The sequence below is a fragment of the Pseudomonas sp. NPDC088368 genome, from assembly GCF_044753445.1.
GTDB classification, from domain to species: Bacteria; Pseudomonadota; Gammaproteobacteria; order Pseudomonadales; family Pseudomonadaceae; genus Aquipseudomonas; species Aquipseudomonas bambusae.
Genome location: NZ_JBIVNG010000010.1, coordinates 132,907 through 148,823, shown reverse-complemented (window position 1 = coordinate 148,823; position 15,917 = coordinate 132,907). Strand labels below are relative to the sequence as shown.

Annotated in this window: 16 protein-coding genes; 9 read left to right on the top strand and 7 right to left on the bottom strand. The window is 60.1% G+C overall.

The genetic code is table 11. The features are described 5' to 3' along the window. Genes ACIQAL_RS22420 through yacG form a run of 3 tightly spaced genes read left to right on the top strand, consistent with a single transcriptional unit; the run spans position 1 to position 1,705 of the window. Positions 1–873: a prepilin peptidase gene (locus ACIQAL_RS22420; RefSeq protein WP_401149620.1), complete on the top strand. Its 873-nt coding sequence runs from the start codon at positions 1–3 to the stop codon at positions 871–873. Continuing rightward, a complete protein-coding gene (coaE, locus tag ACIQAL_RS22415) occupies positions 870–1,505 on the top strand; it encodes a dephospho-CoA kinase (protein WP_401149617.1) in 636 nt (211 codons plus the stop codon). Before ACIQAL_RS22420 ends, coaE begins: the two co-directional genes overlap by 4 nt. Next, on the top strand, positions 1,502–1,705 hold the full coding sequence (yacG, locus tag ACIQAL_RS22410; RefSeq protein WP_166597108.1) for a DNA gyrase inhibitor YacG: 204 nt from the start codon (positions 1,502–1,504) through the stop codon (positions 1,703–1,705). The genes coaE and yacG overlap by 4 nt, the downstream gene beginning before the upstream one ends. A gap of 167 nt (positions 1,706–1,872) precedes the next feature. Here the strand turns inward: yacG and ACIQAL_RS22405 are convergent, their stop codons facing one another. Beyond that, positions 1,873–2,556: an energy-coupling factor ABC transporter permease gene (locus ACIQAL_RS22405; protein ID WP_401149614.1), complete on the bottom strand. Its 684-nt coding sequence runs from the start codon at positions 2,554–2,556 to the stop codon at positions 1,873–1,875. Positions 2,557–2,667: 111 nt separating this feature from the next. Next, the gene (locus ACIQAL_RS22400) at positions 2,668–3,312 is read right to left on the bottom strand and encodes a hydrolase (RefSeq protein ID WP_401149611.1); all 645 of its coding nucleotides are present in this window, start codon (positions 3,310–3,312) and stop codon (positions 2,668–2,670) included. Between the two features lie 155 nt (positions 3,313–3,467). On the opposite strand from ACIQAL_RS22400, the gene ACIQAL_RS22395 reads away from it, so the two are divergent. Next, positions 3,468–4,367 carry a LysR family transcriptional regulator gene (locus ACIQAL_RS22395; protein ID WP_166597111.1) on the top strand — a complete coding sequence of 300 codons (900 nt, stop codon included), beginning with the start codon at positions 3,468–3,470 and terminating at the stop codon, positions 4,365–4,367. A 699-nt stretch (positions 4,368–5,066) separates the two neighbouring features. Here ACIQAL_RS22395 and ACIQAL_RS22390 read toward each other — a convergent pair. From ACIQAL_RS22390 to ACIQAL_RS22375, 4 genes are all read right to left on the bottom strand, one after another. Continuing rightward, positions 5,067–6,020, bottom strand: coding sequence for a 2-hydroxyacid dehydrogenase (locus ACIQAL_RS22390; protein ID WP_401149608.1), 954 nt, complete (start codon positions 6,018–6,020; stop codon positions 5,067–5,069). 32 nt (positions 6,021–6,052) lie between these two features. Further along, positions 6,053–6,817, bottom strand: a complete 765-nt coding sequence (locus ACIQAL_RS22385; RefSeq protein WP_166597113.1) for an SDR family oxidoreductase — start codon at positions 6,815–6,817, stop codon at positions 6,053–6,055. A 41-nt stretch (positions 6,818–6,858) separates the two neighbouring features. After that, on the bottom strand, positions 6,859–7,560 hold the full coding sequence (locus ACIQAL_RS22380; RefSeq protein ID WP_401149820.1) for a fumarylacetoacetate hydrolase family protein: 702 nt from the start codon (positions 7,558–7,560) through the stop codon (positions 6,859–6,861). A 171-nt stretch (positions 7,561–7,731) separates the two neighbouring features. After that, positions 7,732–9,024, bottom strand: coding sequence for an MFS transporter (locus ACIQAL_RS22375; RefSeq protein WP_401149818.1), 1,293 nt, complete (start codon positions 9,022–9,024; stop codon positions 7,732–7,734). Positions 9,025–9,397: 373 nt separating this feature from the next. On the opposite strand from ACIQAL_RS22375, the gene ACIQAL_RS22370 reads away from it, so the two are divergent. The 4 genes from ACIQAL_RS22370 (at position 9,398) to ACIQAL_RS22355 (ending at position 13,007) form a co-directional block, all read left to right on the top strand. Then, complete coding sequence (locus tag ACIQAL_RS22370; protein WP_401149606.1) at positions 9,398–10,300, top strand: helix-turn-helix transcriptional regulator; 903 nt, start codon at positions 9,398–9,400, stop codon at positions 10,298–10,300. A gap of 409 nt (positions 10,301–10,709) precedes the next feature. Further along, a complete protein-coding gene (locus ACIQAL_RS22365; protein ID WP_401149604.1) occupies positions 10,710–11,339 on the top strand; it encodes a DUF1780 domain-containing protein in 630 nt (209 codons plus the stop codon). 132 nt (positions 11,340–11,471) lie between these two features. Further along, positions 11,472–11,645: a DUF3094 family protein gene (locus tag ACIQAL_RS22360; protein ID WP_401149601.1), complete on the top strand. Its 174-nt coding sequence runs from the start codon at positions 11,472–11,474 to the stop codon at positions 11,643–11,645. Between the two features lie 63 nt (positions 11,646–11,708). Beyond that, positions 11,709–13,007 carry an NAD(P)/FAD-dependent oxidoreductase gene (locus ACIQAL_RS22355; RefSeq protein ID WP_401149599.1) on the top strand — a complete coding sequence of 433 codons (1,299 nt, stop codon included), beginning with the start codon at positions 11,709–11,711 and terminating at the stop codon, positions 13,005–13,007. A 305-nt stretch (positions 13,008–13,312) separates the two neighbouring features. Here the strand turns inward: ACIQAL_RS22355 and ACIQAL_RS22350 are convergent, their stop codons facing one another. Continuing rightward, the gene (locus tag ACIQAL_RS22350; protein WP_401149597.1) at positions 13,313–14,713 is read right to left on the bottom strand and encodes a diguanylate cyclase domain-containing protein; all 1,401 of its coding nucleotides are present in this window, start codon (positions 14,711–14,713) and stop codon (positions 13,313–13,315) included. Positions 14,714–14,882: 169 nt separating this feature from the next. On the opposite strand from ACIQAL_RS22350, the gene pstS reads away from it, so the two are divergent. Then, the gene (gene pstS, locus ACIQAL_RS22345) at positions 14,883–15,902 is read left to right on the top strand and encodes a phosphate ABC transporter substrate-binding protein PstS (RefSeq protein WP_401149595.1); all 1,020 of its coding nucleotides are present in this window, start codon (positions 14,883–14,885) and stop codon (positions 15,900–15,902) included. Positions 15,903–15,917 lie beyond the last annotated feature (15 nt).

Below are 15,917 nucleotides of genomic sequence, written 5' to 3'. Positions count from 1 at the left end.
ATGTCCCTCCCCGACTTCCTGGCCAGCTCTCCGCTGGCCTTCGCCGTTTGCGCTTTGATCCTGGGTCTACTCGTCGGCAGTTTCCTCAACGTCGTTGTCTATCGCCTCCCAAAAATGATGCTCCGCGACTGGAAAACGCAGGCCCGTGAAGTGCTGGAACTCCCTCCAGAGCCCGCCCGGGAAACCTTCAACCTCCTGCTTCCCCACTCCCGCTGCCCACACTGTTCCCACAAGATCCGCGCATGGGAAAACCTGCCTGTCGTGAGCTATCTCGCCCTCGGCGGGAAGTGTTCGAGCTGCAAGGCGCCGATCAGCAAACGTTATCCATTGGTCGAGCTGGCGTGTGGTGTGATGTCGGCGTTTATCGCCTGTTATTTCGGGTTCGGTTGGCAAGCGGGCGCTGTGTTGGTGTTGAGTTGGGGGTTGTTGTCGATGAGTTTGATCGATGCCGATCACCAGTTGTTGCCGGATGCGATTGTGTTGCCGTTGTTGTGGCTGGGGTTGATTGTCAATGCGTTCGGGCTGTTTGCTTCGCTGAGCGATGCGCTGTGGGGCGCGGTCGCGGGGTATTTGGTGTTGTGGACGGTGTTTTGGCTGTTCAAGCTGATCACAGGCAAGGAAGGCATGGGTTATGGCGATTTCAAATTGCTGTCGATGCTGGGGGCCTGGGGTGGTTGGCAGATTTTGCCGTTGACGATTTTGTTGTCGTCGATTGTCGGCGCAGTGCTTGGCCTGATTTTGCTGCGTGTGCGCAATGTCGAGACGAGCACGCCGATCCCGTTTGGGCCGTATCTGGCCATCGCGGGGTGGATCGCGTTGCTGTGGGGTGATCAAATAACGTCTTCGTATTTGCAGATCGCCGGTTTCAGATGACTTCTCCTCACGCGCAGCAACCTGCAACACCCTGGATTCTTGGCCTGACGGGCGGCATTGGCAGCGGCAAGAGTGCGGCAGCGCAGTGTTTCGCGGATTTGGGCATTCATTTGGTGGATGCCGATAACGCCGCGCGCTGGGTGGTCGAGCCGGGGCGTCCTGCGTTGGCGCAGATTGCCGAGCACTTCGGCGAAGGTGTTTTGCTAGCCGATGGCGCGCTGAATCGCGGCGCACTGCGGGAGCTGATTTTCAAGGAGCCGCAGCAGCGTGTCTGGCTTGAAGGTCTGTTGCATCCGCTGATCCGCGAGGAAATCCGTCAATACCTGGCCCGCGCCGAGTCACCATACGCGATTCTGGTGTCGCCGTTGTTGCTGGAGACGACCCAACATCAGATGGTGCAGCGGGTGTTGGTGATCGATGTGCCGGAAGCGGTGCAGATCGAGCGCACGGTGTTGCGCGACAAGACCAATGAAGAGCAGGTCCGGGCGATCCTCAAGGCGCAGGCGAGTCGTGAGGAACGGCTGAGTCGAGCGGATGATGTGATCGTCAATGACCGCGACCCGGCCTGGCTGAAAAGCGAGGTCGAGCGACTGCATCACTTTTACCTAACTTTGCGTGGAGGCCAATCATGAGCCAACCAATGACCGTCGATTGTCCAACCTGCGGGGCCCCTGTCGAGTGGAAGCCCGAGAACACGTTTCGGCCGTTCTGTTCGGACCGTTGCAAGTTGATCGACCTGGGCGCTTGGGCGTCGGAAGAGCATGCGATTCCGGTGGCGCCGGATGCGGAGGATGAGTTGTTTTCCGGTGAGTTTGATCCTAAGCAGCATTGAGCAAACACCCAACACTGGACCGCATCTGGTCTCCAACAAGGGTTTCAGATGCTTACGTAGTGCCAGTCACAACGTGCTCGCAGGATTTGCTGCCGCTCCGCGCCAGATCGCAGGCAAGCCAGCTCCCACGGCCTTCGGCCAGAATCAAGAACACCGCTGCATCCGCGTTAGCGGCCGTTGCCCTTTGACGGCGGGGACAGATACCGCGTGCGGTTGAACGTCTCCAGCCATTCCGGGCAGAACACAACCAGCGCTGTGATGATCACGCCGTTGATGAACGCTTCGGGAAAGACGATCAGCCAGATGTAGCCGATGAAATCCTCCAGCCACTCGGGCATGGCGAACAGGCCGTCGTGCCAGAGCAGGCCCATCGCTACCAGCAGGCAAGCGAGCGCGGCCAGTCCGGCGGCGAAGAAGCCGGAGCAGAAGATGTAGGTGAATGGGCTTTTCGGTTGGGCGCGTTCGACGATCAGTGAGCAGCCTTCGGTGATCAGCACCGGCAGCACGATCAGCACCAGACCGTTCACCCCTAGCGGCGCCAGTTCCTGTCGTCCCAACGCCAACAAGCCAAGCTGCGCAATGAAGCCGCCGACGATCGCCAGTGGCCAGTCCAGCAGCAACGTCACCGCCGTCATGCCGAGAAAGTGAAAAGAGACGCCGGTGTCGAAATCGCGGCGCATCAGCCACAGCAAAAACAGCGCGAAGACGGTGCCGAACAGCAGGTGCTGACGTCGTGCGTCGGTGAAGAGTTCGACCCACGGGCAGCGCCAGATCGTCCACCCCAGCACTGGCAGATAAAACAGCCAGGCGAGGGTCATGGTCTGCGCAGTCAGCACCTGTGCTCCGATCATCTCCGTTGCTCTTGTACGTTCGGATAACGACAGTCTAGCCCGACACAAAAACACCCGATGGCGCGGGTTGATTCGCGCCATCGGGTGGGAAGGATTACAGGAGTTTGTCAGTTAGCTGGCTTTACGCTGTGGCGCGCCGTGAACCATGGTGTAGGCGTAATCGACACCCATGCCGTAGGCGCCACTGTGTTCGAGCACCAGTTGCATGACGGCGTCGTAGCTTTCTTTGTGCGCCCAGTCGCGTTGGAATTCGAGCAGGACTTGTTGCCAGGTCACCGGGACCGCGCCTGCCTGAATCATGCGCTGTACGGACATGTCGTGGGCTTCTTTAGTGGTGCCGCCTGAAGCGTCAGTGACGATGTAGACCTCGTAGCCTTCGGCCAGCGCGTCGAGGGTCGGGAAGTTGAGGCAGACTTCGGTCCACAGCGCGGCGATGATCAGCTTCTTGCGACCGGTCGCCTTCACGGCTTCGACCAGTTTTTTGTCTTCCCAAGAGTTCATCGACGTGCGCTCGATGGGCTGTTGGTCCGGGTGCACCGCCAGCAGTTCCGGCCAGATGTAGCCGCTGAAGCTCTGGGTTTCGACCGAGGTATAAATGGTCGGCACGTTGAAGATTTTGGCGGCCTTGGCCAGGCCTACGGTGTTGTTCTTCAGGGTTTGACGATCGATCGACTGCACGCCGAATGCCATCTGTGGCTGGTGGTCGATCAGGATCAATGCGGAATTGGTTGGGTTCAGCAGTTCGCGGATAGACATGGCGTTTTCCTTTGGATTCGATAAGGGTCTGTTGGGTTAGCCGCTGGAGCGCTTGGCGCTGTGTGCTTGCTGGCTTGGGAGTAAATTTACGGACTGGCTGACTTAGGAACAATCCCATAGAATCGAGACTCATTGTTTCCATATCAGGGACACTCATGGATCGCATCGAATGCATGCGCGCGTTTGTCGCCACCGTCGGCGCCAACGGTTTTGCCGCAGCGGCCCGAGCACTGGATGTACCGCGCTCAAAAGTCAGCAAACAGATTCAGGCGTTGGAGGAAGCGATTGGCGTGCAACTGCTGCAACGCACCACCCGCAGCCTGCATCTGACAGAAGCCGGGGCCGAGTACTACGACGCCTGTCGCGATGTCATCGCCTCGCTGGACGAAGCGGAGCAGCGTGCCCGCACAGGAATGGGTGAAATACGCGGGGTGTTGCGGGTCAACGCGCCGATGTCGTTCGGCTTGAGTCGGCTCGGGCCACTGATCCCTCTGTTCAATCAACTGCACCCGAATGTCGAGCTGCAAGTGGTGCTCAGCGACCAGCAGGTCGATCCGGTGAAAGGCGGCTTTGACGTGACCATCCGGATTGCCAGCCTGCCGGATTCGTCGATGGTGGCGCGTTCATTGGCTCCGGCGCCACGACTCATGGTGGCCTCGCCTGACTACCTCGCGAAACATGGCGTGCCGCAATCGCCGAAGGATCTGGCGAATCATCAGTTCCTCAGTTATGGCTACCTGCAAAGCGGGATCAGCCTGCAACTGTGCAACGGCAAGGAAACACAGCGTGTCACGGTCAGCGGGCCGTTGCACGCCAACAACGGCGACATTCTTGCGCAGGCGGCGGTGGGGGGAATGGGAATCGCGTTGCTGCCGAATTTCATCGTCGAAAGGGCTGTAGCGGATGGGCGATTGAAGGCGGTGTTGTGCGAGTGGGAAGCACCGGCAATCTCAGTGAACGCGGTGTACCCGTCAGCGCGCCGGGTGCCGATGAAGACCCGGGCGTTCATTGATTTTCTGGTGGCAGAACTGGCGTTGGGCACGGCGGGGTTTTGAGCGGCCGAGGCTGTAGAAGCGCGGTCGGTCTGGGCCGCACTCGGACGATCTATCGTGAACCGGCAGGGTGACCAGCCGCCTGGGTAGTGTCAGGCGCAACGCGTTAGCCGGGTTTGCTGGTGCTGCGCACCAGATCGTAGGCAAGCCAACTCCCACGCCTTCGGCAGAAGCAGGTTGATGTATACGCAAGATTGCTTTTGATTCTGACCGAAGGCCGTGGGAGTTGGCTTGCCTACGATCTGACGTGTAACGGCAGCAGATCCAGCGAAAGCGATCCGTCTGACACAACAAAGCCGCAGAAGGGCCTATCTGAGACCCTCCCACGCCTTCGGCAGAAGCAGGTTGATGTATACGCAAGATTGCTTTTGATTCTGGCCGAAGGCCGTGGGAGTTGGCTTGCCTACGATCTGACGTGTAACGGCAGCAGATCCAGCGAAAGCGATCCGTCTGACACAGCAAAGCCGCAGAAGGGCCTATCCGAGACCCTCCCACGCCTTCGGCAGAAGCAGGTTGATGTATACGCAAGATTGCTTTTGATTCTGACCGAAGGCCGTGGGAGTTGGCTTGCCTACGATCTGACGTGTAACGGCAGCAGATCCAGCGAAAGCGATCCGTCTGACACAGCAAAGCCGCAGAAGGGCCTATCCGAGACCCTAAAAGCTCCCACGGCTTGCGGCCAGAATCAAAAGGGAATCGCATTCAAGCCACCGCACCCACCGGCTCGCGCCCTTCCAGCACCGCCGCCAGACTGGCCAATACCATCTCGCCCATCTTCGTCCGCGTCTGCACGGTCGCGCTGGCGCGGTGGGGTTGGAGAATCACGGTTTCCAGGCCGAACAGCACGTCGGGCACGTTCGGCTCGTCGACGAACACGTCCAGACCCGCGCCTGCGATTGACCCCGATTGCAGCGCTGCGATCAGGTCCGGCTCGTTCACCAGACTGCCCCGCGCCACGTTGATCAAATAACCCTCCGCGCCCAGCGCCGCCAGCACTTGTGCGTTGATGATGCCCTTGGCCTTGTCCGCCGCCGCAGCAACGATCAGCGCATCGCTTTGGCGGGCCAGTTCCACCAGATCACTGACGAAGGCGTAAGGCACGTCGCTCATAGCGTTGAGGTCGGTGTAACGGATGGGGCATCCGAACGCCGCAGCCCGCGTGGCGACGGCACGCCCTACCCGGCCCAGGCCGACGATGCCCACGCGCATGCCGCTGAACTGGCGGGCCAGAGGCAGCGGCACCAGCGGCGTGGCGGTTCTGGCCCATTCGCCGGAGCGCACGTAGCGATCGCCAGTGCCCAATCCGCGGCAGGCCGAAATCAACAGGCCGATGGCGAGGTCCGCGACGTCCTCGGTCAGCGCACCGATGGTCGCTGTGACCCGAATCCCGCGATCACGGGCATAAGCCAGATCAACCGCGTCCGTGCCGACGCCATTGACCGCGATCACTTCCACCTTCGGCAACTGCTCCATCACCGCACGGGTGATGCCGGTGTGGCCGCCGGTCACGACGCCGCGAATGTTAGCGCCATGTTCGGCAAGATAGGCGGCCTTGTCGGCCTGCTGAAAATATGGGCGCACGGTGTACAGCGCGTTGAGCCGCGCGTTGATGTCGGGAATCAGGATCGGGCTGAGTTGCAGGATTTCAGGTTTCATCGAAGTCTCGCTCGCAACGGGAGGCAAAAGGATCAACCACGGCCCACGAAAGGCATGTTGGTGGCCATGACGGTCATGTTCAGCACGTTGGCCGACAGCGGCAGCGCGGAGATGTAACGCACGGCATCGGCGATGTGTTTGACGTCGATCATCGGCTCCACCGCGATCGACCCGTTGGCCTGACGCACGCCTTTGGTCATGCGCACCGACAGCTCGGTCAGCGCATTGCCGATGTCGATCTGGCTGCACGCGATGTTGAACTCGCGACCGTCCAGCGCGAGGCTTTTGGTCAGACCCAGAACCGCGTGTTTGCTGGCGGTGTACGGCGCGGTGAACGGGCGCGGAACGTGGGCGGAAATCGAGCCGTTGTTGATGATCCGGCCCCCCTGCGGCGACTGTTTGCGCATCAGGCCAAACGCCCCGCGACTGCACAGGAAAACCCCGGTCACGTTGGTGTCGATCACGCTCAGCCAGGTCTCGACCGGCAGCTCGTCCATCGGCACGGCCGGTGCGTTGACGCCCGCGTTGTTGAACACCACATCGAGTCGGCCGTAGACCTCTTCGATGGTCGCGAACAGCGCGTCGACGCTGGCCGGATCGCGCACATCAGTGGACACCGCCAGCGCTTCGCCGCCCTGCTCGCGGGCCTGTGCCACGAAGGCTTCCAGCGGCTCGAGGCGGCGCCCGGTCACCACGACCTTGTAGCCATCTTCCAGCAGGCCCAACGCCACAGCGCGACCGATGCCGCTGCCTGCGCCGGTGACCAAGGCAATTTTCGAGGGGGATTGTGCAGTCATTGTTGTTCTCCTGTTGCTCGTCTGGATGCTGGTAGAGCGGGTCAGTCAGCGCGACGGCTGCCGACGCGCATTTCCAACTCGCCGATGCCACTGATGCCCGCGTTGATCACATCACCCGCCTGGAGTGCTGCGACGCCGGGCGGGGTGCCGGTCATGATCAGGTCCCCGGCGCGCAGGCCGACGGAGTGGGACAGCTGGCTGATGATTTCGCTTACCGACCAGATCTGGCTGTCCAGGTCCGAGCGCTGACGCTCCACGCCATTGACGCTGAGCCAGATCGCGCCCTGCTTCGGGTGGCTGTCAGGGCTCGCCGGGCGAATCGGGGTGATCGGCGCAGATCCGTCGAATGCCTTGGCGGGTTCCCACGGATTGCCCACGGCTTTTGCGGCCATTTGCAGGTCGCGGCGTGTCAGGTCCAGGCCAGCGGCGTAGCCCCAGACATGGTCGAGGGCCTGCGCTTCGCTGATCTCGAAACCGTCCTTGCCAATGGCGACCACCAGTTCGATCTCGTGGCAGAACTGTTCAGTCTGGGTCGGGAAGTTCAGTTCGCCCCTCGCATCGATGACTGAGGTCGCAGGCTTCATGAAGAACGCCGGAACTTCACGCACGGCATTCAGCGCATCGCCCCAGTAATAATTGCGCCCCAGGCAAAACACGCGTGCGACAGGGAAGCGCGCGTCGCTGCCACTGACAGGCAAGCTAGGGATGCGGGCGGGTTCGAAGACAAAATTGCTCATGGAAATTCCTTATGGCCAATGGCCGTTTGAACCAGAGACTACGGGATCAAAACGTCCGAAAGTTGGACAAAACTGTGTTGGCGCTGGACTAAAAAACTCAATGTCGCGGGCATAAAAAAGGCGTACTCGCGCACGCCCTTGCCTAGTTCGGCAGAAGGTCACACACATTCGTAGCGGTTAGCTGGCCTTGAGTTGGATGCGGTAAATCCGGCCCAGCAACAGCGAGTAAGACAGCGTGCCCATGCAGGCAAGACCGCCGATGAACCAGAACGCCCAGGCGAAACCGCCCGTAACATGCAGAATTTGACCGATGACGATGGGGGTCACGATGCCGCCAATATTCGCCGCCAGGCTGGTGACGCCGCCGGTCAGACCGATCAGTTCTTTCGGTGCGATTTCCGAGACGGCAGCCCAGGACGCCGATGCGATGCCTTGTGCGAAGAAGGCAATGGTCAGCAACGCGATGCAGACTTCATTGGAGTCAGTGAAGTTGACGAGCATGATCGACATGCCCAGCGCCGAACCCACCACCAGCGGCAGTTTGCGGGCAAAGGACAATGAAATTCCGCGACGGATGAGCCAATCGGAAACGAACCCCGCCAGTAACACGCCGACCGTAGCGCCAATGAATGGCAGTACCGCGAAGATCCCGACTTTGACCATGGTCAAATGACGCTCTTCGATCAGGTACGTCGGGAACCAGGTCAGGAAGAAGTACAGCACCGACGTGTTGGCGAATTTGCCGATGCAGATCGCCCAGACCTGGCGATACTGAAACAGCTCCGCGATCTGCCCCCACTTGAATTTATTTTTGTCCTGACTGCTTTTGACCAGGCCACCACCTGCCTCGATGTAGTCGAGTTCTTGCTGACTGACCTTCTTGCAGCTCAGCGGATCGCGGTACAGGTAGAGCCAGGCAACGCCGAACAGGATGCCGACGATGCCGGTGCTGTAGAACACGTGGCGCCAGTCGTATGTGGTTGCGAGCCATAGCAGCAACCCGGTGAACAACGCGGTGCCGAGATACTGGCCACACACGTAGATGCTGCTCGCCAGGCCCCGCTCCCGCGCCGGAAACCAGACGGTGACGGCACGACTGTTGGCCGGGAACGCCGGGGCTTCCATGGCGCCGATGGCCAGACGCAATCCGAACAGCGACGCAAATCCCCCCGCCATCCCTTGGCACACGGTGACGGCAGACCAGGAGATCAGCGACGCGCCGTACGTCAGTCGTGAACCGAAACGGTCGGCGATGAAACCGGCGGGTACCAGAGCGAAGGCGTAGGTCCAGGCGAACGCGGAGAAGATCAGGCCCATCTGGACTTTATCGAGTCCGAGGTCTTTGGCCATGAACGGGGCGGCGATGGAAATGTTGACCCGGTCCACGTAGTTGATGATCGTCGCGATCAGCAGCAGCGAGAGCATGAACCAGCGGCGGTGAGAGGCGGGACGTGCTGGAGCGGCAGCCATGGGCGCGGCCACGGCAGCATCGATCGCCTGAATATCAGGGTTGCTCGACATGAGAATTCCTCGTTGTTTTTATTGGAATCGAGTGATGAAGCATGCCTTTAACTTATCGTACGACTGGTTTTAAACAAGACGCTGCTTAGAACGTTTTCGGATTTCAGAGAGTGCCCGTCATTATTAGTCCAAGAAATTTAGAGGAGTCAGATAAGGTAAATGTTGGAATGTAAGCGTCGGAAAATACCGAGATAGAGCCTTTTCACTTTTCTGACGTATCGCGTTCTTTTTGGACAAAAAAACTGGCCAGCGAAAACAGAAAGGTTTTGAATCGTGTCGTAGGACAACTGACAATAAAAACAGATGACTGAGGAACACCACGATGGACTCTGCCAATCGCGTCCCCACTTTCGGCATGCAGCAACGCAGCGAACGGCCGGATTTCTATATCCGTGGCAAGACCGAGGGCAAACCGGAAACCGCGCCTCACCGGCATGAGTATTTCCAGATTCAGATCAATCTGGGTGGCGACACGGTGCAGCACATCGGCGGTGTCGTCCGGCCTTTTCCGCGCAACACGCTGGCGTTCATCCTCCCGCACAAATTGCACCTGATCCCGCACCCGCCCGAGGGCAATTTCCTGCTGATCAACTTCGCCCAGACCTTCCTGCTGCCGCAGTTGCAATGCGACCCGCTGGACCTGGAAGACGTGGCCATTGCGCTGGCGCCTGAACTGTCGCCCTTTCGGTTTCAGGAGCATCTGGATTTCACCCTCGACGCAGAGGACTTCGCCGAGATACAGCGTCTGCTCGACCGCATGCGCGAGCTGGACCAGAACCGTCAGTTCGGCACGCGGGAGATGCTCAAGGGCTGTTTGCTGCAACTGATCGGGACCGTCTGCGCGCTGTACGCCGAACCGATCAAGCTGCTGGCAGACGACAACGCCGCCGAACGCAGCCGTCGCGATGCGCTGGCGCGGATGTCCGAATACGTGCGCAAAAACCTGAGCGATCCGGATCTGAGCTTGAAAAAAGCGGCCTCAGCGGCGTTCCTGTCGCCCAACTACCTGACCCATTGGCTGCGCAAGGAAGTCGGCAAGACCTTCAGCGAACTGGTGCTGGAACGCCGCATGCACCTGGCTCGCACCCTGTTGCTAAACGGCAGCAAACCTGTGGGCGAAGTGGCCCGGCTGTGCGGGTTTGCAGACGAGGCGTACTTTTCACGGCGGTTTCGTCACGCCCACGGGATGCCGCCGGGGCAGTTCAGGAAGCAGCGGGATTTGTAGGCTGCTGCGCAGTAGTAGCAAAACCTGCCTGACTATGCGGTGCTTTCCGGCAGACCGAGTCCACAGAGTTTGCTGCCGCTTCGCGACAGATCGCGAGCAAGCAACGCTCCCACGGCCTTCGGCCAGAAGCAGACTGTGGCGCTGTCGAGGGTTTGATTCTGCCGAAAGCGTAGGAGCTCACTTGCCTGCGATCGGCTGCAGAGCAGTCGTAAGCCCGGCCAGCACGGTCTATCGGATACGACGAAGGTGTCCCGTTTTTCTGCCGCTGCGCGCCAGATCGTAGGCAAGGTGGAATACCACCCCGGCACTCCCACGGCCTTCGGCCAGAATCAAAAACCAGAGCCAGAGCCCTCAACTTTATGTTCCACAAGACGTTTCATCTTCACACCAGAGCGCTAAGCTCTTTCCCATGGACGACTCCGATTACCTCCGTCTACTGACGATCCAGGCCGAGCAGGCCAATGCGTTCCTGTCCAATGCGCGTAAATGGGAACGTGAGCGCTGGGTGTGCCAGCGTTTGCTGCAAGGTCTGAACATTGCTCATCGCACCGACGATTTCCTGCCCGCCGGGCAAGAACCGCCGGACGTACTGTTTCGCGATGCGTGTTTTGAGGTGTTTTTCGTGCTCGACGAGGGGCGGCGACTCAATGATGAGTGGCGTGAGGAATTGCAGCGACGGCGCAGTGCGTTTTCCTTGAGCCAATTGGTGCGACGCGAGGCCAAGCCCAAGCGCATTCCTGCGTCGGAACTGCTGCGACGCCTGGCGCCGACGTTGCGCAAGAAGGCCCACAACTACAAGGAACGCGGGCTGGACTTGAGTGAGTTGGACATCATCGCGTTCGCCAGCCTCAAACGCGAAGTGCTCGACCTCAACAGCCACTTCCCTCCCCCGACCGAATACCTGCGACAAGGGTGGCGCTCGCTCTCGCTGGTCGGCCCGACCTTCGCCCGCGTGCTGTTCGCGCACCCTGACGCACCGGATTTCCTGCGCACGAATCTGGGCCGCAGCGTGGTGTTCGACGTGGGCATCAGCCTGTAATAGCGCAATTCCCACGCGAATGTTACAAAGAGCCATTGCTCGTTGATGTCGGCTAGGCGAAGCGCCGTTGACGAAGTTACCGCATGGCAGGCCGTCGTCGACTGACGCCGGTCAACGTTCTGACGAGGCTTTATGACCAGCCGCCTGAACCCCGACGACCAGAAGCGTGTCGAAGAGTACCTTCAAGCGCCTCAGCACCAAGTCGAGCGCCGGCCTTTTCGGCCCTGGCTGCTCCTTGTGGTGGTGCTTATGGTGGTGATCGGGTTGGGCCTGTTGAGCCGTTTACTGAGCTATCTGACGCTATGAGCTGCCTGGCGCTCGCTCGGATAGAGCCACTAGAGAATTCCTTAAGCCTTATGAGATATCCCCATGACTCATCGTATCGTGATCGTCGGCGGAGGCGCCGGTGGTCTGGAGCTGGCTACCCGTCTGGGTAAAACCCTCGGCAAGAAAGGCACGGCCAGCGTCACGCTGGTAGACGCCAATCTGACCCACATCTGGAAACCGCTGCTGCACGAAGTCGCGGCCGGTTCGCTCAATTCTTACGAGGACGAGCTGAACTACGTGGCGCAAGCCAAGTGGAACCACTTCCAGTTTCAACTGGGTCGGATGATGGGCCTGGACCGCGAGCACAAGCAGATTCATCTGGCGGCTACGCTGGACGAAAACGGCAACGAACTGGTCCCGGCGCGCAGCCTGGATTACGACTCGCTGGTGATTGCTGTCGGCAGCACGACGAATGACTTCGGCACCAAGGGTGCGGCAGAACATTGCCTTTTTCTCGACACCCGCAAGCAGGCCGAACGCTTCCACCAGCAGCTGTTGAATCGCTATCTGCGCGCCCACGCCAACGAACTGGCCGCCACCGAAGAAATCAATGTGGCGATTGTCGGCGCCGGTGCGACAGGGGTTGAACTGGCCGCTGAGCTTCACAACGCCGCTCACGAATTGGCCGCTTATGGCTTGGGTCAGATCAAGCCGGAAAACCTGCGCATCACGGTGATCGAAGCCGGCCCTCGCGTACTGCCTGCGCTGCCGGAACGTATCGGTGGCCCGGTGCACAAGACGCTGGAAAAGCTGGGCGTGACGGTGCTGACCAACTCGGCCGTGAGCGAAGTGACGGCGGAGGGTCTGGTGACAGCAACGGGTGAGGTGATTCCGGCGACGTTGAAGGTCTGGGCAGCGGGCATTCGTGCTCCGGCGTTTCTGGAAGGCATCGCCGGGCTTGAGACCAATCGCATCAATCAGCTGCAAGTGCGGCCGACGCTGCAAACTACGCGCGATGACAGCATCTTCGCGTTCGGTGACTGCGCGGCCTGTCCGCAGAAAGGCACGGATCGCAACGTCCCGCCACGGGCTCAAGCGGCGCATCAGCAGGCGTCGTTGCTGGTGAAGTCGCTGAAGTTGCGCATCGAAGGCGGTGAGCTGCCGGAGTATCGCTACAAGGACTACGGCTCGCTGATTTCGCTGTCGAAGTTTTCGGCGGTGGGTAACTTGATGGGCAACCTGACCGGCAGTGTGATGCTGGAAGGCTGGCTGGCACGGATGTTTTATGTGTCGCTGTACCGGATGCACCAGATGGCGCTGTACGGGATGTTCCGCACGCTGATGCTGATGCTTGGCAGCCGGATCGGGCGCGGGACTGAGCCGAGGATGAAGTTGCATTGATTTTTGTCTAGGGTCTGCCGCGCATATGCGGCGGACCCGCTTCTGCCAAAGGCGTAGAAGCTGCCAAGGTGGCGCGAACAGGGCTTTTGATTCTGGCCGAAGGCCGTGGGAGCGGGCTTGCCTGCGATCGGCTGCGAAGCAGTCGTCAATCCGGTCGATGGGGTGTTTCAGGAAAATCGAGCCAGCAGGTTTTGCTGCCGCTGCGCGACAGATCGCAGGCAAGCCAGCTTCCACGACCTTCGGCCAGAATCAAAGGCACATCGCGTTGTGCCAATGTTCCAAACCTTAGCCAAGCAGATACCGACTCACGGCATCACCCGCCCTTTCCCTGAATGTTTGGCCTTGTACATCCAGCGGTCCGCTTCGCGCATCAGTTCGTCGGGGGCTTTGCCGGAGCCGGGTTCGTACATGGAGAAACCCACGCTGGCGTTGGTACGGATCACGCCCCCTTTCAGCAGAATCGGCTCGGCAATCGCAGCAATCAGTTTCTTCGCCACTTCCCTTGCCTCGTCAACACCCGGCACGATCCCTTCCAGGATCACGATGAATTCGTCACCCGCCAGACGGATCAAGCTGTCAGTGCGACGCACGCAGCTTTGCAGGCGTGCCGAGACGGTGCGCAGCAGGTCATCGCCAGCGTCGTGGCCGTAGGTGTCGTTGACGCCTTTGAAGCCATCGAGGTCGATGAACATCAGCGCCAGCTGCAAGCCTGAACGATCTGAGCGCGCCTGGGCGATGGGCAGAATGGCGTCCAGCGCACGGCGGTTGAACAAGCCCGTGAGCGCGTCATGGCGAGCCTCCTGCTCCAGCTCCTTGCGCGCCTGAATGCTCTGGATGATCGAGATGAAATATTCCAGGTGCCCTTTTTCGGACAGCTTTTTGGTGACGCTGAGGTTGATCCAGACGGGGTGGCCGTCCTTGTGCAGGTAGCGCTTCTCCAATTGATAGCGATCGATTTTGTTGTCGATCAATTGGGTCAGCAATTCGAGGTCGGTGTTCAGGTCATCCGGGTGGGTGATGTCCTGGAACGTCAGGCGTTTCAGCTCATCCGGGGTGTAGCCGATGATGTCGCACAACGCCGAGTTGACGCTGATCCAGCCGCCGTCGGGCGCCACCAGCGCGATGCCCACCGAGGCCAGTTCAAACATCGAACGATACCCGGCTTCGCTGGCTTTCATCAGCGCGTCCGAACGGGTTTTCTGCAAGCGCGCCATCATCAGGTTTTCCCGCAACTGCACCTCACGGCTGACGATGTCGGCGAGGTCGCGCAGCGTGTCGAGCTCGTCCTGAGTCAACTGCCGGGGGCGTTCGTCGATGGCGCAGAGGGTGCCGACGGCGAACCCCTTGCTGGTGCGAATGGGCACCCCCGCGTAGAAACGGATATGGGGGGCGCCGGTGACGAGCTGGTTGTCGCAGAAGCGTTCATCTTGCGCAGCGTCCGGGACCACCAATGGCGTGGATTGCAGAATGGCGTGGGCACAAAAGGCCATTTCTCTGGGGGTTTGCGTGGCGTCGAGGCCTGCGCGGGATTTGAACCACTGCCGATCGGCGTCCACCAGCGACACTAGCGCGATAGGCACATCGAGGACACGCGCCACCAGCCGCGTGATCCGGTCGAGGGAGGCCTCGGCCGGGGTGTCGAGAATTTCCAGCCCCTGCAGCGCCTCAAGGCGCTCTTTTTCATATGGAGGAATTGGCGCTTTCATAAATCGGCCGACCCTGAAAAGACTGTCTGGAGTCTATACCGGGCCGTGGCAATGCGCATCCCGCTTGCGATCTCGGGTTTCAGCAATGCCCTGTCATAAAAATGTGCGGATGACTGTGATCCCATTAAGACATCACACCCCGATGTCGCTCGATCACAGGAAGTCATCCATGTTCCAACTTTCCCGAATGATGCTGGCCGCAGGTCTTGGCATTGCACTGACCCTCTCCATGCCAGGCACCGCTGGCGCGGCCCAGGAAGTCACTGGCGCCGGTTCCACGTTCATCTACCCGGTCCTGTTCAAATGGGCGACCGATTACAACCAGAAGACCGGCGTGAAGGTGAATTATCAAAGCATCGGCTCGGGCGCTGGCATCGCGGAGATCAAGGCAGGTGCGGTGGACTTCGGTGCCACGGACATGCCGATCAACTCGGTCGAACTGGAGAAGTTGGGCCTGCAGCAATTCCCGTCGGTGATCGGCGGTGTGGTGCCGGTGATCAACGTGGCCTCGATCAAGGCCGGCGCGCTCAAACTGAGCGGCCCGGTGCTGGCGGACATTTACCTGGGCAAGATCAAGAAGTGGAACGACCCGGCCCTGGCGGCGCTCAACACGGATCTTAAGCTGCCGGACAGCGCCATCAACGTCGTGTACCGCTCGGACGATTCGGGCACCACGTTCAACTGGGCAACCTATTTGTCCACGGTCAGCCCTGAATGGAAAGGCAAGATCGGCGCGGGAACGTCGGTCAAATGGCCGGTCGGGATTGGCAGCAAAGGCAGTGAAGGCGTGGCGTCGTACGTGAAAAAAATGCCGAACTCGATTGGCTATGTCGAGTACGCCTACATCAAACAACAGGGGATGAATTTCGGCCTGTTGCAGAACGCGGCCGGGAAATTCGTGGCGCCGAGCACCGAGTCGTTCCAGGCAGCCGCCGACACTGCGGACTGGAAGAATGCGAAGGACTTCGACCTGTCGATGATCAACGCGCCGGGTGACAAGGCCTACCCCATCACCGCCGCGACATTCATCGTGATGTACAAGCAACCCAAAGACGCCGATCGCCAGACGACCGTAAAAGAGTTCTTCCGCTGGACGCTGGAGAACGGCCAGGAACAGGCGCGCAAGCTGGACTTCGCCCCGATCCCCAACGATCTGAAAGCGCAGATCGAAGCGTCTTGGGGTCAGTGAAAACAGAGACACGAT